Genomic DNA, 18,805 nt, shown 5'->3' with positions numbered 1-18,805 from the left:
GGGGGCGGTTCAATGTTGCAAACAACGAGGCGGTCGAGTTCACTATTTTCTTACGGGGTGGGATCAGACAATGAGTAAAATAGCCTTTGCCTCGCTGGCCCTTGTGCTGGCCACTCTCACGGTGTATTCCAGTGGCTCCTGGGCCCAGGCTGCGGAACTGGAGCGTTCCCGGCAGATTCGGGAAGCGCGCGAGCAGGAACGCCGGCTGCAGGAAGAGCTGGAACGTCGCCGCAGTGCGGAGGACGAACCTGTCATTGTCGATCAGGAGCAGATGAAGGATCAGCCCGTCCCGGAGGGTGGCGAGGCGGTAAAAGTCACGGTAACGGAGTTTGTCACTGGCGACTCGGATATCCTGTCCAGCGCTGAGCTGGCGCAAATTCTCGACCCGCTGAAAGGCAAGACGGTAACACTGGCGGAGTTGTTTCAGGCAGTGGACCGGATCAACGCGCTGTACAAGGAAAAAGGATTTCTGGCGGCGAAGGCCCTGTTGCCGCCACAAACGGTAAAGGGCGGTGTGGTCAAAATCCAGTTGGTTGAGGGGCGGGTTGGCAGCATTGTTGTCGAGGGTAATGCCTATACCCGGGATAGCGTGGTTATTTCCCGTATCCAGAATCGACCGGGTGAGTTGGTGCAACTGGATCAGCTGGAAGAATCACTGTCAGACTTTAATATTATCAATAATGTCGCCTTGCGAGCGACGATCAAGCCCGGCGAAACGGTCGGCACCACGGACTACTTTATACAGGTGCAGGAGCCCAAGCGGCAGCAGGGCCTGTTCTTTGCCGATAACTCCGGTACGGACGATATCGGTGAGTACCGCGTGGGTTTTAACTACAGCAATAACGGCTTACTGGGCTATCTCGACCGGTTTACGCTGGGCTTTCATGCGGCAGAGGGGACCCTGTCCGGCTTTTCCGCTTACGATTTTCCGATTAATACGCTGGGTACGCGCATGTCGCTACTCTACGATATTTCAGCGATAGAGATCATCGATGGCGATCTGGAAGACCTCAATGTCGAAGGCGATTCCTGGAACGCCGGGGCGGAAATAAGGCACCCGTTTATTGTCGACCCCGATATGATCGTGAATGGCTTTGCGACCTATTATTACAAATCATCTTCGACCGAGTTTGATGGCGTGCAGCTGTTTGATACCACGGTAAAAACACTGTCGGCTGGCGGTGATGTGCAGGCATTTACGGCGAATGGATCGTGGTATATGCAGCACACGCTGACGTTTATCGATGGTGAGGACCTGCTCGAGAACGACGACTATTTTCGCTACAACCTGAGAGCGAACTGGTTGCACCTTTTTGCCAACAGCCACTCGATGAGTGTGCGTTTCTCGGGTCAGGCCAGTCAGGATGACCTGTTGCCTTCCTCCGAACAGTTCCAGATTGGTGGTGCGTACACGGTGCGCGGTTATGACGAGGGATTGTTGCGGGGCGACCAGGGTTATACCCTGAGTATGGAATATGACTTGCCGTTGCCATTTTTGCAAAGTGCTGTCGGCAATGACCCCTTTGCGGGTCGCTGGCGGCTGTTCACCTTTCTTGATCACGGCGGGGTCTTTCCGTACAAGGGTAACAACAAGGGAACAAACAGCGATGATTTCCTGACCAGTCTCGGAGGGGGTATCACTATCAATCTGTCGGAGCGATTACGCGGCAGGCTCAGCCTGGGGGTGCCCCTCTTCAGTCGCGATGACGGTGAAGATGACCCGTCACTGCATTTCTATCTGGAGACCGTTGCCTTTTAAAAGGGGGCTGCCCCCTTTTTGCCACCAGCCGTCGGGTGCCGGAACTATAGTTCAAGGCGATGAAATCTCTGTATCGATTCAGCCCATGTGGGAACGTCCGGGTCGTGCTCAGGCACAAAGGGCTTGCTGGTTTTGGGATCAAGAACCGGTTTGTTTTCGGGGACACCGGCCTGTTCGGCGAACTCAGGCCATCGCTTGACGGTATCTATCACAGTGGAAATGATTTTGGCTGCCTTTGACGGTTTGATGTCAGCATGTTCGGCCACGCGCAACAGGTCAGCCATTTCAAAGTTGTCTGTTTTCCCATTGACGGTCATCTGGTGTTTGCTGGTCCAGCCTGCACCATTGCAGTAGGTAATATCGTAAGCGGGCGACAGTGACCATTGGCCCTTGCGGTCCATCAGGAAGCTAATGTTTTTTGTGTGATCATCCTGGTTTCTGGCGACAACATTAAAAACCATTCTGCGAAAAAACTGCTCCATCTCGGGCGCAGAGAGCTTTAGATCTCTCATTACCCCGATGGCCTGCTCATAGGAGTAAGCACCTGAATCATTGAAGTCGAAGTGCGCCATCCCGCAGAGTGACTGCATATGCACTTTGTCTCCATCCTCCTGTCCCTGGCGAATTCGTATTTCAGGCCGCTACTGGTAGCTCAAACAAACCGCGGCAATGCTTTTCCCATCGGTAGTCGTTGATGTCGACGACCTTATTGCCCGCTGATTCTATGGGTGTCGCACCTTGCCGCCCAGAATGAGTCCGTTTCTCGTTGTAATAGCACTGATATTCCTGCAGCTTGTTCTCCAGGTCAGTCGCTGTCCAGAATAAGGTCTGATCAAGTAACTCTCGCCGAACGCTACCAATCAGTCTTTCCACAAATGGATGAGACATGGGCACATGTGGCAGCGATTTGATTTCATCAATATCAAGTACGCGAAGGTTGGCTTTCCATCGGTGATATTGAAAAAGCGGATCATTATCCGAGCTGAGATTTTTTGGCCAGTCGTGTCCAGATGTTGCTTCATTGAACATGCGGCAAAGAGCGGGTCCATCAACATTACCAGCATGCACACCAAAGCCGATGATCCTGCGGGTGTACTGGTCCATCACGACCATTACCCAGTGACTTTTCAGCACTATGGATTCGCAGCGGAATAGATCAAGGCTCCACAAGCTGTCTTTGGCGTTTCCGATAGTTGTAAGCCAGGACGGTCCACGATTGTTGGGATCTGGTTTTAAATGAACAGCGAGCACCCTGCGAACTGTGTCCTTGTCCAACTCAAGACCGAAAGCGCGGTTAATCTGCTGTGCAATTCTGGGGCAGCCGAATCGTGGGTTGCGTTGCTTCATCTCGACGATGGCATTGATGACTTCGGCTGACGGTCCCTTGGGTCCAGGCTTATGCTCACCGTCTGGTGAATACAGTAGTCGGTATTTTCGCTTTTTCAGTGCGTTGTGAAAGCGGAGGAGGGTAGATGGCTTGATTATAATGGCCGCTCTGACAATACGTTTAGGGTTCAGAAACAACGACCAAAAGCCGAGTATCGCACGATCCTGTGTTGATAGGTTGGGTGCTCTTTGTCTGGTTCTACTGTGAATTATCAGCTGCTGCTTTAGAAGTAGGTTCTCAGCGATGAGAGTTTTACCGCCACTAGGTCGAAGCAGCTTTGCGATGGTGGTGAGCAGTTGAAAAAGTAGGTAAATGACATCTTTCATGCTGTCCGAGAGTAATATCTGTCGGCGAAAGCCGCAATAGCTAACCTTCTGATACTATTGGAGAATTAGTATTTCGCCATGGACAGGTGAAGGGGGAGGTACCCCCTAGGGCGGGTGCGTCCAGGTCAGGGGTTACATTTGGCTGATTTCAGGAAGTTAACTTGTCAGTACCTTCTGATACTATTGGAGAATTAGTATTTCGCCATGGACAGTTTCCTTAACGTGTCAGTACCCATGCTCCACATGGCGATACGCGCTATTATCAGTCAGATCCACTCAGGTTGGTTTGTCCTCGTCTTTGGGCTTTAATCGATTCCAGAGAGATTTTGCCTTGGAGGCGGCGAACTCTCCTGCCTCTGAGGCAACTCTCTTACCCTCTTTCAACCCCGAGGAGGCAGCTTCACCAGTCATAGCCGCCATTTGACTGGCCTCAGTTAGGAGTACTTTTGCAGTGTCTGATTCCGACGCTTCCTGCAATAGCTTTTTGGAGTTTTTTAGAGCCAGTGAACCAGTGCTTATGAAGTAATCTGTTCCTGTGGAAATGCCCCTGGCGGCATTAGATAGCGCGTCCGTTACAACCGCTCCGGCACCGGCACTTTGAGCCTCCGAAATTAGCAGTCCGGTCATATAGTCAAGCTGCTCCTGCTCGTCTGCGTCGACAACTCCATCAGCTTCGATTACCTCGCGCAGATGAGTGACGAATCCCGACATTATTGCTTCTTTGTCACAATCTTTACTGTCAGCACAATAGACACCGAGTGATTCTGCCAAGCGTTCGTAGGATACACTATCTAGCTGTTCCTGATATTCTTCGACGAGCCGAGATACAAAGCCCGAGGAGTAACCCCAGGAGTCGGCAAAGTATGCCTCGATGGCTTTTCTCTCTGCGCTGGTCATCCCGCCGCCGGTATGCGCCATTTTTAGGCTAACCGGGAGCATCAGTTCGATGAGAGCCACTGCTATTACGTCTAGGGGAGTGTTGATGTATTTCGGAACTATAACTAAGCCAGTGTCCTTACTCTTCTCGAACATTCGGGTCACGCCAACGTAAGCTCCGCCTGAGATGACGCCGGCAGCGATCACCCAGCCTATTGGTGTTGCGGCGGTAAAGCCTATACCTATTGTCGATAGTGTGCTGGCCATAAATCCACTGCTGGCGAAGAATGTGCTCGCCACGGCACCGCTGGCAGCTACAGAAGAGGCCGTCGCTCCAACCCCAATAGCCTCACTGAACGTTGACATATGCTCTCTGGTTCTCAAGAGTCCATAGGCGCGTTCGCCTATTCCTAGCATGGCTTTGAATTTGAGAGGCTCCTGTACCAGAACCTCATTCCCTACCTCGAAGAATTCATCGAGTTCATTCGCCAGCGACATGGACTTCTCCGCTTAGCGGATTGAACATTGCCGACGCCGCCGCAATCTTTTGTCTTAGATTCTCGTCTCTGATATCGTTCATATATCCGGTTGCAAGGCCGAAGGCAGCCGCAATTGGTAAAACAAAAGCGCCCAGTAAACCTCCGATTAACGGAATAGCTGAGACTAGGGCGCCGACTAGTAGTCCTAATATCAATCCAAATGTCGCATTTGGGAATTTGGAGGCAATCAAGATAACGATCTCAACTATTCGCTTACCAACCCGAATTACCATCTCACCTAACTTGACAGCTTTGCTTAGTATTGACGCGATCAATGCCTTTGCGTCGGCTGATAAATCTAGATTGTCAATGTAGCCTTGAAGTTTTTCATCGCTGACTCTGTCTTTCGCAAGAGACTCCAGTTCCTTTAGGCTTTCATCAGAAATATCTACTTCGATTTTTTCTCCGCTAACCAAATCTTCCGCTATTGCCTTCATATGGTCTTCCTCATTCAGTAGACGTTCTTTTCGCAATTTTAGTTCTAGCCTTGAGATTGTAGCTTTAACCTATTATTTAGCAGAGTAGCCAGTAGTCCTGCAATGATGAGCGGCCCACCAGAAGCAAGGTATGGCAGCGCTGGTAGAGCCATCCCCGCGGACAGTAATAAAGATCCCAAAATAAAACATACGAGTGATAATTTGCTGAACCCTATCTGATCCCGCGCCCTCACAAGATCTTTCTTTGCGTTGTATCTTATAAGTATCGCCAACATAAGAGGAAATACAAGAATGCTCCCCAGGTTTGGAAGACTTTCCTGGTTCATATTGGCGCCCTTTGAAATCCAATACATCGCCTCTGTAAACTGTGCTCCAGAAACTAAGGCAAATAGCACAGCGACGTGTGGGAGTGTGTTCAGGCGGCTGAGGGCAGTGATGTCCTGTTTTATCCGCAAGCTCAGTGTTTTTATCATAATTTCTTCAGTCCTTGCATATGGTGCCGGGTGGGTACGCTTTTGACAAAGCGTGTTCATGCCCCTTCTCGATAGAGGTGCCTAAAAAGTTTGAGGCTCTGTAGGCGATTCCCGGGTTTTCGAGTAGTTCCGTTGCAGCTTATACCTTCAGTTTATGGTTAGCGTTTATCTTCATTTTTCTGGTGCTTTTAATGGTCCTGTGGAGCATCAGCCTCATCCGCGGGAGAAACCCTAGGTCCACTTGAGTCCTTGCTGCTCCCCCTTCTGCTCTTGCACCATTCACACATTAGAAAGTGATGCTGGCAAGTTCCCTCACGGTCATGCGCTGGCGCTACACAAGTCAGGTAAGGCTGACCGGAAGTACACTATTTGGCCGCAATTTTGTACTTATACATAAGGGTTTATCGCTTGTGAGTTCCACTTTTTCAGGGAAAATAAGTTAACTTGTCAGCACCCTACTAATCGATTTAAGAAACATGAATTACTCTCCGTAATAAAGTAATCCGTTATCGTACATACAACTCTTGTGATTATCGCCTTGAACCGCTAAGGCTGCACCCCAGCCTACCAGTAAGCCGTTTAGGCCTCCTGTGTAAAAACCGGCGCTTACTAGATCTCCTCCTTCATCGAAGGCCACCTGTCTGCAATGCTCATGTATGAGCTTTATGGTTTTTGCATCATCAGCCGTGTGAGACCTCAGGCTTTGATAATCGTAGTGGGATACGGGAGGCATAATGCCACCCCCCGTACAACCCGTTAGTATTGATATTAACGGCAGTATTATTGCGCTTCGGATGTATAACACCGGGCTAGTCTACCCCCTTGCTTTAAAAATCAACCGAAGGAACAAACTAGTCCTCTGAATCGACTGGTACTGGAAGCTGGAAAAAATCTGAAAATACTCCTAAGCCATTTGCATTGGGTTGGCTCAACAACAGTTTGTCAACTCGTAGGTCCCTCTGAAGATTCCATCAACCCACGCTATTAGGCTAATTAAAAATCGGTTTCAGTGTTTTGATTTGCGTCAAAATGTTTTTGACAAATTCAATGCACGAAATCGCTAGAATATGCTCATCAATACATATAGATGCCACCGATTGTTGTCCGATATCTTCAATGAAATCAATCAGGCGGACAGACAGGGTCTCCAGCACCAAGATCGCCTGACGAACCTGACGAACCTGACGAACCTGACGAACCTGACGAACCTGACGAACCTGACGAACCTGGTGCGTGGCTAGCGTTGTTTTATAAGCGTCTGACAAGCCGCCACCGGGGTTTTTCGATTGTTGTTGGGGCTTCGGGGCTGGCTTAGAGGATTGGCTCAGGGGTTTAATGCTGTCTGATTTTTCTTCACGCAGACTTGATGAGGTGTGGTTTGGGGAAAGGGGGGTAGTACCCCCTTAGGTGACTAGTTCAAGGGCGACAGATATGCGCCGATTTGCGACATGTATATGCATACACTGAGGAAGTCCTCGCTAGCAGGCGATATACTTTTTCCTGAATTGGTCTTGGGAGGCCAGACCATGGGAAGAATCGCTATACTTCGGATCGCAGCATTTTTGTTCCTATCTACCGTTTTCGTGTCCAGCTCGTTTGCCTCTGGTGTAATCGCTAAGTCTGGCAGTAAATGTCCGAGCGGGTATCGCAATGGGCAAGGGGCATACTGTTATAAGATATCAACCAAGAACTATAACAAGGTCCTCGCGAAGGCGGGCAGTAAATGTCCGTTTGGCTATCGCAATGGGAAAGGTGCTTATTGCTATGGAAGCGAGCGATCCAAGAATGTCCTGGTCAAGGAAGACGGCGGTTGTCCGACAGGATATCGGGATGGGGCAGGAAAGTACTGTTACGGAAGATAGCCTCAAAATTATTATGATTATTGAGTTTTTACGCCCGGCCTGTTTGCAGAAAAATTCGTACTTGTCGTTAGTTAGGTAATGCCGGCTATAGGTTCACTATTGTGAGTAGCGTTGATTTGGCTCAACTCTCGCCGGCAAGGTCTGAGCCATTATTAAAATTGGCGGGAAAGGCGAAAATGACGTTCTATCTCTGTTAGCAGAAAGAAATTTTTGGTAATAGGTTTGGCAGCGAAGTAACTGTTAGCGGAGTGGTGGGGAAGAGGTATGAAAATTGGCGGGCTAAGAATATTCATTTTTATCACAATGATTCTAATACCTTGCACATCTCAAGCGGAGGAGGAAGCTCGCAAGAATCTTCGTTGGGATGCAGGAGATCCGATTTTTGTCTCAAGCGAAGGTGGTTCTGAGCTTGCTATACGTTGTCCTCCGGTGACGGAAAGATGCCGATTTGAGCTTCTTGCGCCAGGTCAGGACTGTAAACAAAGCAAGACCTATAAGTGGACTTTGGTATCAGACAAAGGGAATCAGGACATTCAAGTTACATGTTTAGATGCGAGCGAACGATTACTGCTAGAGCCGTATGGCTCGATTGAAGACCTGGTCCGAAAAGCTAACTATGTTCAACTAGAAATTCCAACAGAGAAGAATGAATCATATTCGGCCAAATTTGAACTGGCTGGTTCATCGGCAGCGATTGAATTAGTGAAGGAATATCGTAGCCGCCCACACTGCAAAAAAATTCCAGATCAGAAATTGAGTTCAATTAAATCCCGTTTTCCAGCCTATCTTCGACCCGATAAGAAATTCACATTTTCGGAATTGTACCCAACACCATTCCATGACACCGACGAGTTCAACTATCTGCTAATAGGCGGTTCAATGGCTGCAGCGGCTGCTATTACATATGCTACTGCAGGAGTAGGGGCGCCAGCGGTTATCCCGGGAACGAGTGCTTTGATAGTGGCTGTAGGGGGCGGTAGTCAGGGCGCCTACATGGCCGGACTCTCGACCATCGGCAGTTTAGTAGGAAGTAATGCTATCGGTGGTGCAGCCGTCTTGAACGGTTTGGGTGCGGCTGTTGGTTTAAGTGCCACGGCCAAAAATGCCGCTGTTTTTGGTATAGCACTAAAGAGTATGACTGGGATTGGCTTGGCGGCTTATGACGGTATTTTGATCGCAGAAGACAAAAAAACGGGCGACCTAATATTGGTTTCTGAGCTTCGTATGCCAGAAGAAATTGATGGATCTGACTACGTAAAAAGCCTGGCGAAATCGATTAAAAATAACGAGAAAAAAATCGCTGAGGCTAGCAAAGAAAATGATCTGATCAGCGCTCGCGCTTATCTAGAATATCGCAAGGCTGATCTTTCAAATGCGGTTGAATTACTGGAGTGCATATTGCTCACAGAAAAATTTGGCCAGTCAGAGGTTACCCCGGAAGACCTTATACTGTTGTCGATAATGGCGCACAAGGCTGGAGATTTCGATGCTTTTCATCAGGCGGTTAAGGTGCTAGAAAAATCCCGCGGGAAGTACGAAAATACGTCTTTCATCGATTACCTTATCGCCAGTTCTTACTTTACTCAGGGGCAGTTAGACCAGGGCGCGAAATCCCTTCAGTCCTCGATTGGCGCAGAACCAGGTATTCCTGAGCCGACCACGCTTCAGCTGGTCTATCTTTCGCGGGATGGTGAAGCCTTCGCACAAAATGAATCAAGAATGTCCTCGTTGATCGGTTTACTCGAGAAGGATTTCAATGAGGATAGATATAATTCACCTCACACTAAAGCTTCTGTGTATTTCCGTCTGGGCACTATTTATCTTAGGTATGATCGGCCAGCCAAGGCGATTAGGTACTTCGAAAAGGCTCGGGAAAACCTCAGCGCCATCCAAGAGATGGAAGTGTTTGCTAGGTTTGTTGAGCAGAACTTTAAAAATGATATCGATGTATACATTGCAATTAGCTATGCAAAAGATGGGAAGGTAACGGTAGCTGAGAAAAAGATGAATGCTTTACTCGACTCACTGAAAGAAGACGACGAGCGTCGTAAAGTATATAGGAAACAATACGATGACAGTGTCTAGAGGATTCGCAGGGTTGATCATAGGATCAATCTTTTTGCTGAATTCCGCAGTCCTTGCCGTTGGTAGCCCGGCAGGGGCCGTAAAAATACTCAAAGTCCCCAAAGCCACTCATGGTTCTTTTCGAAGTAGAATTGGAACTGCGCCGCTATCCGCTATTCGGCTTTCTGATCTTCCAGTCAATAATGCGAGGGTCAACATTTCCCAGCTACTAAAAGTGGCTGTGAAGGAGGAGAGAGTTAATGAGATAGAAAGTATGGAGTATCTCAAGAGATTTCACGAGGTCAGCGAGCGGGGCGACGCCGTCCTTTTGGAATGTCTCAGACACGCTGGTTGTGATGTCTCTGCCTATGCCAAATCACCTGCATTGAAACCCGCGTCGTCAAATCAGCTCCATCTTATGCATTTGGCTAGGTGCCCAGAATGCAACTTCGAAAACTTAGCCAAACGGTCCGGTGATACAGCTGAAAGCATCATGGCGAGCTTCTATAGCCGTGGAGGTTGGATCAAGATAAAAGGGGAAGTAGGCGTTACAGGTATAGATGGATTGTTTGTGAAGTTCCGCGGTGATGGGGCTATTAGCGAGGTTTTGGTTGTTGAATCGAAATATAACACTTCCCAGTTAGCGCACACCTCACGCTCAGGCATGCAAATGTCGCCGGAATGGATAGAGGCCAAGGTTCGAAACCTCATCACATTTTCCGAGACGCAAGGAACGCCTGCTGATATCCGTAATTACGAGCAAGTTCTTGAGCACATAAAGGGGAAAAACTACCGAGCGCAGCTTTGGAAAGTTCTGGTAGATGGTGATCGCATCAATGTTGATAGGTATAAGGTTTTGGCTAAGGGCGAAGGCTTGGAAATTCAAAATCTAGACATGGAAGATGCGACCCGCGACCTGGGCCTCGCGAGCTATACGGTAGATATATTTCAGCCGAAAACTAAGATGGATACTATGTTTTCGAAGGCTTTTTGGTCGTCATTGGGCGAAGGTAATAGCGCTGTCCGATAATATGTCTGTTGCTGTTTTGCTACCGGCATTTCTCGAAGAACTGGTCTAGCTATTTGTCGGCCGAGTTGTATTGAAATTAGGCAGGCTTTTCCGATTGCTACCCTAATAGCTCAAGCTAGCGGTCAGATTTCATCGAAGATGCAAAAACATAGCCCAAGCTATATCGCTGCCCGCGCGTGATCAAACCAAACACCGACTTACCGCCCCAGCACCAATACCACCCGACGAACCTGACGAACCCGATGCCCTATCATCCTCAAAAGCGCTAGCGGTCCCGTGGCTGGCCATCGGCTGCGTCGAGAACGTCGATTAGCCTCCGTGGTTTAATCATCCCAGTCCGATTCCACACGTACTCGAATAAGCCATTACCACCCAAAGGGGGTAGTACCCCGGGGCTATTTGCCATAGTCCCAGTATCCGTTGTCAGCCATACAGCTCAATTGATGACTGCGTACCACCGATTGCCCGATGACAGTGCCAGCCAATAAACCATTCAGCCCGCCAGTAAGCAGCCCAATTTTGATGTATTGGCCGCTGCGGTGGTAGGCAGTCTGTAAGCAGGCTTCATGGACAGCCTCTACCTGAGCTCGGGTAACGGTGTTGAGCTGGTGATAGTCGAATCGATCGGCAGGCAGGGTGGTGCAGCCGCATAGCAGGGCTGTGGTGAACAGCAACGCTGATGATCGGGCAGTTAATGTTATTTCGCGCATAGTGATATCTCCTGGTTAATGGTTGGTTGGGTAAAACTGGTGTTGTGGCGCTGAATGAGTAGCTCTGGGCTTCTCTAACTCTGCTGGTGGATCGTTTGGCGATTGCCTATGGGGATGCTATGGGGTGGGTTTCTTTAGACCTGAGCAAGCTCTGGCATACAAGTTTGATAGCTGAGGGTGATTGAGCGCAGAAATTGGGAAGCGGAAAAAAAAAGAGTGTGGAAATTGCCACCCCACCCATACCCCTTGCGAGGCTGGATGAGGCGGCGGGGTCAGGAGCTGGCTTTGGCCTGCTCCAGGTGCTGGTCGACGCTGTTGGCCGCTTCCTGAAGACTTTGCGTCGACAGGTGGGCGTAGCGTTGGGTGATCTGCGGGTCGCTGTGGCCAAGGATATGCTGGACCTCATAAAGCGTCCTGCCGCTGTTGACGAGCATAGAGGCATAGTTATGCCGTAGATCATGCAAACGCAGTTTGGGCAGGTCGGCTGCATTGCGCAGTCGATCCCAGACCTTGGCGATAGTGGTGAGAGGTGCCTTGCGCCTGCTGCTGATGAACAGGTGGTTATGCTTACCCTTTGTACCCAGTTGATCCAGCACCTCCAGGGCTGCGTCGTTGAGCGGTATCGAGCGCCGTTTCTTGCTCTTCGCCGTTTCAGACCGGATGCCCCAGACTCGATTCTCGAGATTGATATCTGACCACTGGGCAGACAAGGCTTCATTAACCCGCGCCCCGGTATACAGCAGGAACGAAATGACCTGGCATACCGGACGATTGCTGTCCGTAGCCAGTACCTTGAGCAGTCGCTGCAACTCGTCATCGTCTAAAAACCGCTCGACCTTGTTGTCCGCCAGAAACAGCGGTACCCGAGTGGCTGGGTTCTTTTCCAGCAAGTTCCAGTCCACCGCCAGATTCAACGCATGCCGCAGAATCTTGATGTGATGGTCGGCTGTCGCTGGCTGCAGGCCCTCTGCCAGTACCGCATTGTGAAAAGTCATGATCTGATGCCGCGTCAGCCTGTTGAGCTTGAAGTGGCCCAGAGTAGGGCCGATGCGGAGTCTGATCATGGACTCGTCGTTCTTGATGGAGCGCTTGCGCGGTTGGACATAGGGTAAGTACTTATCATCCAAGAACTCCTGCAGGGTGATAGATTGCCGCTGTTGCCGCAGCTCAGCCTGCGGGTCACGGCCAAGAGCGATCTCAGCCTTCAGTCGTTTGGCCTCCCGACGCGCATCCGCCAACGATATCTCCGTAGAACGCCCGATCTTGGTATAAGCAGTTTTGCCTCCTGACTTGTATCGCAGCTTAAAAGTGCAAGCCCCCGGGCTGGTTGATTGAACATCTGCGATGAAGCCTGGAAGAGCTTGGTCACAGTACTCGGTGTGCGTTTTACCCTCCGGGCATTTCAGCCCGGTTTTGATGAATTTTTCTGTAAGGCTTACTTTGGGCATGGTTGGTCTCCTTCTGCTGATTGCAGGGTATCGGTTAGGGGTTTGTCGTCACCATGGATTGACGGGATACTTGATGGGATGAAAAAGTAGGTATTGTGTCGGGATTTGTTAAAGGTCTGGGTGGATACAAAAGGCACGAGGCCTGCGCCAGCCAGCCAGCTGAAGTATCGTCCAGCAAGTTTGTGGGACTGCGTGCTGTAGATCAGCCAGTCGGGCCCCATGATCTGCTTGAGAGTATAGATTGCACCTGGTATTAGATGAGGTGCTCTGGCAAAGGTAATGTTGACGACTGCTTGTTGGGCGGCGGTTAGCGGCGGGTGCTTACTTCCTGACATAGTTTTTCTCCAAAAAGGCGAAGTGATTACTCTGGGGTGATTTCTGTTGTGCTGACCAGCCTGCAGTGGCGTGCTAGTAAAAGGCACGTTGGGGTGATACACCTGACCCGCCAGCGAGGCCCGCACCTGTCGCGACGACGGGCCCTGGTGGCGGTGGTAGCGCTTCACGGAAATTGCGCTGCAGGATCCAGGTTTTCAGATTTACAGATCTGCGGTGTCTGGTAGCGGGGAGCTGTCAGACAGCAGCATTGCATACATTTTTACGCCGCGATCACCGACCGTGTACTGCCAATGGTGTAGCTTGGGATCGCTGCCCGAGTACTTCTCTATTACGCTCAGGACCTGTCTTTGGCTGACTCCGAGACGAGCCACCACCTGCTCTTTCAGTGCGGTTTTGGCCGTAGGCTCATCCGACAAAATTTGAGTGATACCGTCAATGATGGGCACCTCGCCAAGGTCAAATCGCTCCTTTGACTCGCGCAATTGCGCCAGTTCGGCGGCATCGACGGCCTCTACAGAATCCAGTAGTCCTTGGTAAGTCTGCCCCTCGGCTATGCTGTAGCGATAGCCAGCCTTATTGGCTACAGAGCCGCGGTTCTTCTCGTTGGTGAACTCCACAGTACGCCTGTCATCGGCATCTTCCATGATGTCCAGCATGTAGGCGCAGTCACAATCATCCTTGATATCACTGGTGCCAGCGTGAATCAGGCTGCCGTCGTAGCCCCGATTCTTGTTGACGTGCGCTAGGGTGAGTATTGTTCCGCCCTTGGCGGTGAATTCACGGGCGACATTGCCGAAACTGGTGGATTCGCGCTTATCCATTAAATCGGCAAATTTTTTGAGAGTGTCCAGCACTACAATGATCTCGCGTGCGTTATCCATATCTGCCAGAAGCTGAAGCTTCGCCTGTAGGTCCTGGCTGCGAAAGCCCTCGTACCCTGGCGCGAGCATATGAAACCCGTGTGACTCTGCCAGTTTGAGCTTTGCGGTCAAACCCTCATGGTTGTCATCAGCATTGATGTAGTACAGATTGTCGGGCTCGAACACTTGGTCCTTAATGCCTTGAATTAGTAGCGAAAGGACCAGTAGCGTCTTGCCAGTATTCGGTGGTGCGTAGATCACGGTCCATTGTCCCAATACAGCAAGCCTGCCAAGAAACAATTTGTGCGCCATCGATTCAAGCTCGAACTGCTGGCTTTTTCCCTGCAGGGTATGAGGACGCAGCGGGTGTTCATCCGGCGGGAGGGCAGCGGTGGGGTTGTTCAGGGCTTGGCACAGCGCTTCTGGGGCCACACCGGCATCGATGGCTTTATGCCGTAAGCTTCCCATAGTCAGTGGCGAACCGGCGCCGTTTGTGAAAGAGCGCCATTTTGTCTCCAGCTCACGACGATCTTTGTATTTAGCGCCCTGCATGCTCCAGTCATGGAAGAGTGTAAAGCCATCTTCGCTGCCCCTTGTTTCGTGGTGGATGGCCATGCCGACAGCGAGCCAGTCGTCGTAGCCAAAGTCTGGGTCCAGGGACGGCAACAGGATGGCTATCTGTTCTAGTACCTTATCCCGGTTAGCGCTGGGTGTCTGCGCCGTCTTCACGTTGGTCGGTAAATTATGACGGCCGTTGTGGACAGAGACTGCATCAATGAAGCCCTGCCGAGCCTCGGAAAGGTCACTTGCCGTTTTCGCTCTTCGAACCGCAATAGTTTTGCCGGTGCTCGGTGGCAAAACAATCATTCCCCGCCCGGTTTTTACATCGAGGCGACAGGGATGCGTAGTCGTATCATGCGAGTCTGATTTGGCTGTTGTCCCCGGGGCCCTTTTGAAATAGTAGTGCATGCCCTTGCGAGTTTTTACGGTCAGATCGCAGGTAGTACCCTCTTTGACCAGCAGGTTTTCGAATGCGGTGATCGCCTCCGGGCTGTCGGCGTCGTAGACAATAAGTTCGTCGCCGACAATGCAGGCTACTTCGTGATCGGGGTTTTGCTGCCAGTAGGACGAAATAGCATATTGATCTAGCTTTTCCAACCAGTCATCCCACGTAACTGCTGGCTTTTTCGATAGGGGGTAGATAGGGATTACGTTAAAGCCATCGGCGAACCATTGTTGTGCAGCTGACTCGAAATCGAGCGGAACATCAGCGCTGGTGTTGGCGTTCTGGGCGGTATCTTGCATTGTCATCATCGTGACTCCTAGTGAGGTGTTCACTACGGAGCTTGCACCAGATTTGTGGGCGAAACATATTTCGCCTGGCGAAAACGAATTTCGCCCAAAGCACTCTCTTTAGCCGTTCTTCTCCTGCTCTTTTAGCGATAGACCCTTACCGATATATTCGCGTATTGTCCGCTTATTCTGCCCGTTGATATTCTCCTCCTCGATGTCAGCGCCGATGGCCGTGGCGTTGGGCCTGTCGTCGTTTTTGCCATATTTATTCGCGGTTTTCTGCAGTGCTTCCGCCAGGGAAGCGATCGTGATGAGCAAGGATCGCTCTCGCTTTTTTCTTTCTACTGGTATTGATTCAACGGTAGGCTCCTGACTGCGCGGTGCGCTGACTGGTGCGCTGACTGGTGCGCTGACTGGTGCGCTGACTGGTGCGCTGACTGGTGGTGCCCACTCCGGCACTGATATACCAAAAGTGGTCAGAATCCAGTCATGCAGTGGATGAATTTTTAATGTCACTTTTCCAAGATCATCCGTGTTGTCCATAGCAATAACCAGCGGTGTTTCTTTCGATGATTCTCGGTGGGCAAGAAGCTGCCGTTCGAATTCATGCCAGAGTTGGTCGTGCAGTTTTTGTAGCGCGACCTTCAACGCGTAAAATGGGTCGAGTGCGTCAAAATTTGGCACAGAGAACCGCGCCCCTGGATTAATCCGGCTTGATTTGGCAGAGGTGGGGCTAGTCTTTTTTGGCAAGACCTTATCGGGTGGCGCCAGTGCATTTGAATCCATTTCATAGAGTTTTACTTCAACTATACGGTCAATAGCATCTTCAACTGCAATGGGATTGAGCACGTTGCTTCGGGTGTCGGGTGTGGTCACGTCGTTACTCCACTGTCGCTTGTGATTTGCTGAGTGTAACTGAAAGCGAGCCTGGGCTTGTAGTCATTATCGACGGTGTTAGAGCAGCTGACGCCGGGAGCAGAGCCAGTCGTTCACCAGGTGCAGGCATGGTGAGAGTCTGCAAACCTGAAAATCTGCAAACCTGATAATCTGTGTTATACACTTCACTGGCGCCATTGATACAAGGCGAGAGTGGACTGAGAATTACAGTTTTACAGGATTACAGGTTTTCAGAATCCCGGGGGGTAACTGCTAGTCTATGGCGGATAAGACGTTGGAAACTTCCGGGTGGTCGTACATGAATTCCCGTAGCATGTGATAGTGGTTGGCACACGTTCGGGCAAAGCTTTCCGGGCCGCCAAAAGACAGATGGCTGTACGCTGTAACGCAGACGACAATGCCCAGCGCATCAGCCGATAGCTGCCCTTGCCATTGGTTCATGCTGCTGACGGCGAAAGTCCGATCAGTATCGGGCGCCATATAAAAGCCGCCGTTGTCCAGAGTGTAAAACTCCCAGTAGCCGCCCTGATAATCCTCTGCCATATGGGCAGTGATGCCGTAGATAACTGGCTCGAGCTTTAGCGGCCAGTGCATGCCGAAGAGTTTCTCGGTGATGTCGAGGCGCTCGCTTTCAGGTACGTTGCTTCTTTTAACGCTGTTGATTGTTTCCATGATGGTGCTTCCTATAGGAGTGAGTAATGGGTAAGGCGTAAAGGGCAGCCGAAGCTGCCGGGTTAGGTGCGACTAGTTGAAGTTCGGGATCGTGCCGAGCTCCAACTGGCGCAGGTAAAGAAAAGTCATGAGGTATTCTTCAAGTAGTCCCGGTGCGAAGTGGTCGTGCTCACTGTCCAGAATCTGGATAGCCACCATCTCGCACCGATCGAACTCTTCTTGCGGGGTTGCGGGCTCGCCTGGAAGGCCTGCAACGATTTTTTCCAGGCGAGCGCGTACCTCCATCAGTGGATGGATCGTCATAGTGTTCTCCTCGTTTGTTGGTGTAGGTCTTACTGGTGGGGGGAGGGGATGCTGATATCGAAGTCAGTTTGCTCGGTGGGTTCGAGCCCCAAACCAGCCATCAGGCGGGCTTGATCGTTTACAGCATTGGCAAAGTCAGAATCTGCCACTTCCCAGCTATCGATCATAGCGATTGCATCTTGTAAGTAGTTTTCAAAATTCATAATGGTTACCTCTTCTGGTAGTAGTGAAATGCCCACACGCCTACAGCGCCGGTAACCAACAGCACGATGGCTATCGGGAACAGCGAGGCGAGGAAGGCGGTCAGGGAGAAGGCGAAGAGCCGGATTGAGCCAAAAAGAAAGCCCAAGCCGACTACGAGCAGTAGTGCCAGTGAAAGCATAATTAGTCCTTTTTTTCGAGTAAGTGGTTGAAAAGGTTGGGGAAACCCAGCATTGGGCAGTTGGTCCGTTATAGGCCCGTTATTGGGAATTGCCCGGAAAGCCGAAGTAATAAAGCGTTGCGCTTCAAGGGGTTATGGCTTCGTATCGGGAAAGACCATCCGACTGAGCTTCGGACGGTGGCAGTGGTGGCCTATTTTTTCTTGGCAGGAGCCTTCTTGCGGGGTAGGGCCTTCTGCTTGGCCTTGGCCTTAGATTTGGCCGCCGGCTTCTTCCTGGACGAGGACCGTTGTTGAAGCTGTAGCTGCTGTACGTCGGCCAGGAAGGGTTTGGGGTCGCAGGCCATATGCACACGTTTACGCTTTGGCAGTGGCTTCAGCAGCCCCTCAGCGCTCAGTGCTGCCAACAGGAACGCTGGCGTATTGACTGACTTACCTCGAAACAGTGGGCGCAGGGTCATGCTGTTGATGGGCTTGTCTTCAGGCCAGTCCTTGAAGGCCTGTTGTATGCCAGCAAAGCTCACCCACTCAGCAGAGAAGAACCCACCGCCCGTGTTAGCCGTGATCTTGAAATAGACGTCACCGTCATCGTCAGTGCCGATTTGGTAGGTAAGTTTTGCAGGTCCTTCCAGGGTCTTGCAGGTTGCCTCCTTGAGTGTGGTGGGGGTAGGGGACTCGGATTGAGTAACAGTTTTTGTAATGGGCTTCTTAGCCATAGTGAAAATCTCCAGTGTTGTAGTTGGTGTGATTTAAATCCAAAGACGAGAATCATCAGGACGATGGTCTCTATATTAGATACATGGTTTTCCTCAGTTTCTTGCGGGGTTTAATCGGGTCGGTTTGTTTCCTGACCAGGTGGTAGATGTTGTGTCAGGGCAAAGGGGGATATACCCCCCAAAATCAGAAGTCGATAGGCCTGCTGGCCGACAGCTACCCACTTCCGCCAGCCAGGTTTATACCTGTCGAACCTGAAGCCACGCAGGCTTATATAGTCGTCAGCATCCAGTCGCAGAAGAAGCGCAGAGATACCATCAAAATCCCGATGCTTTTCATCGGCTTAGTGAAGGGCGCAGCTCAATAGATCATTGGGATCGACAGTGGTGGCGGGGTTGGCGCGAGTTTGGCCTTTTACCAGAAGACTTGAGCGCCTGGTC

Annotated in this window: 18 protein-coding genes; 3 read left to right on the top strand and 15 right to left on the bottom strand. The window is 50.7% G+C overall.

All coding sequences use genetic code 11. From position 1 onward, the window contains the following. Positions 1 to 70: 70 nt before the first annotated feature. Positions 71 to 1,759, top strand: coding sequence for a ShlB/FhaC/HecB family hemolysin secretion/activation protein (locus EYC98_RS21395; RefSeq protein ID WP_279247448.1), 1,689 nt, complete (start codon positions 71 to 73; stop codon positions 1,757 to 1,759). Positions 1,760 to 1,803: 44 nt separating this feature from the next. Here the strand turns inward: EYC98_RS21395 and EYC98_RS21390 are convergent, their stop codons facing one another. From EYC98_RS21390 to EYC98_RS21365, 6 genes are all read right to left on the bottom strand, one after another. Further along, positions 1,804 to 2,349 carry a type II toxin-antitoxin system HipA family toxin gene (locus tag EYC98_RS21390; protein WP_279247447.1) on the bottom strand — a complete coding sequence of 182 codons (546 nt, stop codon included), beginning with the start codon at positions 2,347 to 2,349 and terminating at the stop codon, positions 1,804 to 1,806. Between the two features lie 43 nt (positions 2,350 to 2,392). Then, complete coding sequence (locus EYC98_RS21385) at positions 2,393 to 3,472, bottom strand: integrase core domain-containing protein (RefSeq protein WP_279247446.1); 1,080 nt, start codon at positions 3,470 to 3,472, stop codon at positions 2,393 to 2,395. Positions 3,473 to 3,748: 276 nt separating this feature from the next. Further along, on the bottom strand, positions 3,749 to 4,846 hold the full coding sequence (locus EYC98_RS21380; RefSeq protein ID WP_279247445.1) for a tellurite resistance TerB family protein: 1,098 nt from the start codon (positions 4,844 to 4,846) through the stop codon (positions 3,749 to 3,751). Next, positions 4,830 to 5,324 carry a hypothetical protein gene (locus EYC98_RS21375; RefSeq protein WP_279247444.1) on the bottom strand — a complete coding sequence of 165 codons (495 nt, stop codon included), beginning with the start codon at positions 5,322 to 5,324 and terminating at the stop codon, positions 4,830 to 4,832. Before EYC98_RS21375 ends, EYC98_RS21380 begins: the two co-directional genes overlap by 17 nt. Positions 5,325 to 5,368: 44 nt before the next feature. Then, entirely contained in the window at positions 5,369 to 5,797 is a 429-nt protein-coding gene (locus EYC98_RS21370) for a hypothetical protein (RefSeq protein WP_279247443.1), read from the bottom strand. A 989-nt stretch (positions 5,798 to 6,786) separates the two neighbouring features. After that, on the bottom strand, positions 6,787 to 7,062 hold the full coding sequence (locus EYC98_RS21365; RefSeq protein WP_279247442.1) for a hypothetical protein: 276 nt from the start codon (positions 7,060 to 7,062) through the stop codon (positions 6,787 to 6,789). 861 nt (positions 7,063 to 7,923) lie between these two features. Here EYC98_RS21365 and EYC98_RS21360 point away from each other — a divergent pair. Together EYC98_RS21360 and EYC98_RS21355 are read left to right on the top strand one after the other, a co-directional pair. Further along, positions 7,924 to 9,744 carry a tetratricopeptide repeat protein gene (locus tag EYC98_RS21360; RefSeq protein ID WP_279247441.1) on the top strand — a complete coding sequence of 607 codons (1,821 nt, stop codon included), beginning with the start codon at positions 7,924 to 7,926 and terminating at the stop codon, positions 9,742 to 9,744. Continuing rightward, positions 9,731 to 10,753 carry a hypothetical protein gene (locus EYC98_RS21355; protein ID WP_279247440.1) on the top strand — a complete coding sequence of 341 codons (1,023 nt, stop codon included), beginning with the start codon at positions 9,731 to 9,733 and terminating at the stop codon, positions 10,751 to 10,753. The genes EYC98_RS21360 and EYC98_RS21355 overlap by 14 nt, the downstream gene beginning before the upstream one ends. A 395-nt stretch (positions 10,754 to 11,148) precedes the next feature. Here the strand turns inward: EYC98_RS21355 and EYC98_RS21350 are convergent, their stop codons facing one another. From EYC98_RS21350 to EYC98_RS21310, 9 genes are all read right to left on the bottom strand, one after another. Further along, positions 11,149 to 11,463 carry a hypothetical protein gene (locus EYC98_RS21350; RefSeq protein WP_279247439.1) on the bottom strand — a complete coding sequence of 105 codons (315 nt, stop codon included), beginning with the start codon at positions 11,461 to 11,463 and terminating at the stop codon, positions 11,149 to 11,151. A gap of 272 nt (positions 11,464 to 11,735) precedes the next feature. Further along, the gene (locus EYC98_RS21345) at positions 11,736 to 12,911 is read right to left on the bottom strand and encodes a site-specific integrase (RefSeq protein ID WP_279247438.1); all 1,176 of its coding nucleotides are present in this window, start codon (positions 12,909 to 12,911) and stop codon (positions 11,736 to 11,738) included. A gap of 536 nt (positions 12,912 to 13,447) precedes the next feature. Further along, complete coding sequence (locus EYC98_RS21340; RefSeq protein WP_279247437.1) at positions 13,448 to 15,421, bottom strand: PriCT-2 domain-containing protein; 1,974 nt, start codon at positions 15,419 to 15,421, stop codon at positions 13,448 to 13,450. 99 nt (positions 15,422 to 15,520) lie between these two features. Next, positions 15,521 to 16,276: a hypothetical protein gene (locus EYC98_RS21335; protein ID WP_279247436.1), complete on the bottom strand. Its 756-nt coding sequence runs from the start codon at positions 16,274 to 16,276 to the stop codon at positions 15,521 to 15,523. A 273-nt stretch (positions 16,277 to 16,549) separates the two neighbouring features. Beyond that, positions 16,550 to 16,969 (bottom strand): antirestriction protein, encoded by a 420-nt coding sequence (locus EYC98_RS21330; protein WP_279247435.1) that lies wholly within the window; start codon positions 16,967 to 16,969, stop codon positions 16,550 to 16,552. 72 nt (positions 16,970 to 17,041) lie between these two features. Then, the gene (locus EYC98_RS21325) at positions 17,042 to 17,272 is read right to left on the bottom strand and encodes a hypothetical protein (RefSeq protein ID WP_279247434.1); all 231 of its coding nucleotides are present in this window, start codon (positions 17,270 to 17,272) and stop codon (positions 17,042 to 17,044) included. 29 nt (positions 17,273 to 17,301) lie between these two features. Beyond that, positions 17,302 to 17,475 (bottom strand): hypothetical protein, encoded by a 174-nt coding sequence (locus EYC98_RS21320; RefSeq protein ID WP_279247433.1) that lies wholly within the window; start codon positions 17,473 to 17,475, stop codon positions 17,302 to 17,304. A gap of 5 nt (positions 17,476 to 17,480) precedes the next feature. After that, positions 17,481 to 17,654: a hypothetical protein gene (locus EYC98_RS21315; protein ID WP_279247432.1), complete on the bottom strand. Its 174-nt coding sequence runs from the start codon at positions 17,652 to 17,654 to the stop codon at positions 17,481 to 17,483. Positions 17,655 to 17,845: 191 nt separating this feature from the next. Then, positions 17,846 to 18,367 carry a hypothetical protein gene (locus tag EYC98_RS21310; RefSeq protein ID WP_279247431.1) on the bottom strand — a complete coding sequence of 174 codons (522 nt, stop codon included), beginning with the start codon at positions 18,365 to 18,367 and terminating at the stop codon, positions 17,846 to 17,848. Positions 18,368 to 18,805 lie beyond the last annotated feature (438 nt).

The sequence above is a fragment of the Candidatus Litorirhabdus singularis genome, assembly GCF_026262625.1.
GTDB lineage: Bacteria > Pseudomonadota > Gammaproteobacteria > Pseudomonadales > Halieaceae > Litorirhabdus > Litorirhabdus singularis.
This window is presented reverse-complemented; position numbering and strand designations above follow the sequence as displayed.

What these genes read in the sequence shown, in the direction of transcription:
- EYC98_RS21355 (WP_279247440.1), top strand. Translation starts at nt 9,731, where the DNA reads ATGACAGTGTCTAGAGGATTCGCAGGGTTGATCATAGGATCAATCTTT.
- EYC98_RS21350 (WP_279247439.1), bottom strand. Translation starts at nt 11,463, where the DNA reads ATGCGCGAAATAACATTAACTGCCCGATCATCAGCGTTGCTGTTCACC.
- EYC98_RS21320 (WP_279247433.1), bottom strand. Translation starts at nt 17,475, where the DNA reads ATGAATTTTGAAAACTACTTACAAGATGCAATCGCTATGATCGATAGC.
- EYC98_RS21330 (WP_279247435.1), bottom strand. Translation starts at nt 16,969, where the DNA reads ATGGAAACAATCAACAGCGTTAAAAGAAGCAACGTACCTGAAAGCGAG.
- EYC98_RS21385 (WP_279247446.1), bottom strand. Translation starts at nt 3,472, where the DNA reads ATGAAAGATGTCATTTACCTACTTTTTCAACTGCTCACCACCATCGCA.
- EYC98_RS21380 (WP_279247445.1), bottom strand. Translation starts at nt 4,846, where the DNA reads ATGTCGCTGGCGAATGAACTCGATGAATTCTTCGAGGTAGGGAATGAG.
- EYC98_RS21325 (WP_279247434.1), bottom strand. Translation starts at nt 17,272, where the DNA reads ATGACGATCCATCCACTGATGGAGGTACGCGCTCGCCTGGAAAAAATC.
- EYC98_RS21340 (WP_279247437.1), bottom strand. Translation starts at nt 15,421, where the DNA reads ATGATGACAATGCAAGATACCGCCCAGAACGCCAACACCAGCGCTGAT.
- EYC98_RS21310 (WP_279247431.1), bottom strand. Translation starts at nt 18,367, where the DNA reads ATGGCTAAGAAGCCCATTACAAAAACTGTTACTCAATCCGAGTCCCCT.
- EYC98_RS21375 (WP_279247444.1), bottom strand. Translation starts at nt 5,324, where the DNA reads ATGAAGGCAATAGCGGAAGATTTGGTTAGCGGAGAAAAAATCGAAGTA.
- EYC98_RS21370 (WP_279247443.1), bottom strand. Translation starts at nt 5,797, where the DNA reads ATGATAAAAACACTGAGCTTGCGGATAAAACAGGACATCACTGCCCTC.
- EYC98_RS21345 (WP_279247438.1), bottom strand. Translation starts at nt 12,911, where the DNA reads ATGCCCAAAGTAAGCCTTACAGAAAAATTCATCAAAACCGGGCTGAAA.
- EYC98_RS21360 (WP_279247441.1), top strand. Translation starts at nt 7,924, where the DNA reads ATGAAAATTGGCGGGCTAAGAATATTCATTTTTATCACAATGATTCTA.
- EYC98_RS21395 (WP_279247448.1), top strand. Translation starts at nt 71, where the DNA reads ATGAGTAAAATAGCCTTTGCCTCGCTGGCCCTTGTGCTGGCCACTCTC.
- EYC98_RS21390 (WP_279247447.1), bottom strand. Translation starts at nt 2,349, where the DNA reads ATGCAGTCACTCTGCGGGATGGCGCACTTCGACTTCAATGATTCAGGT.
- EYC98_RS21315 (WP_279247432.1), bottom strand. Translation starts at nt 17,654, where the DNA reads ATGCTTTCACTGGCACTACTGCTCGTAGTCGGCTTGGGCTTTCTTTTT.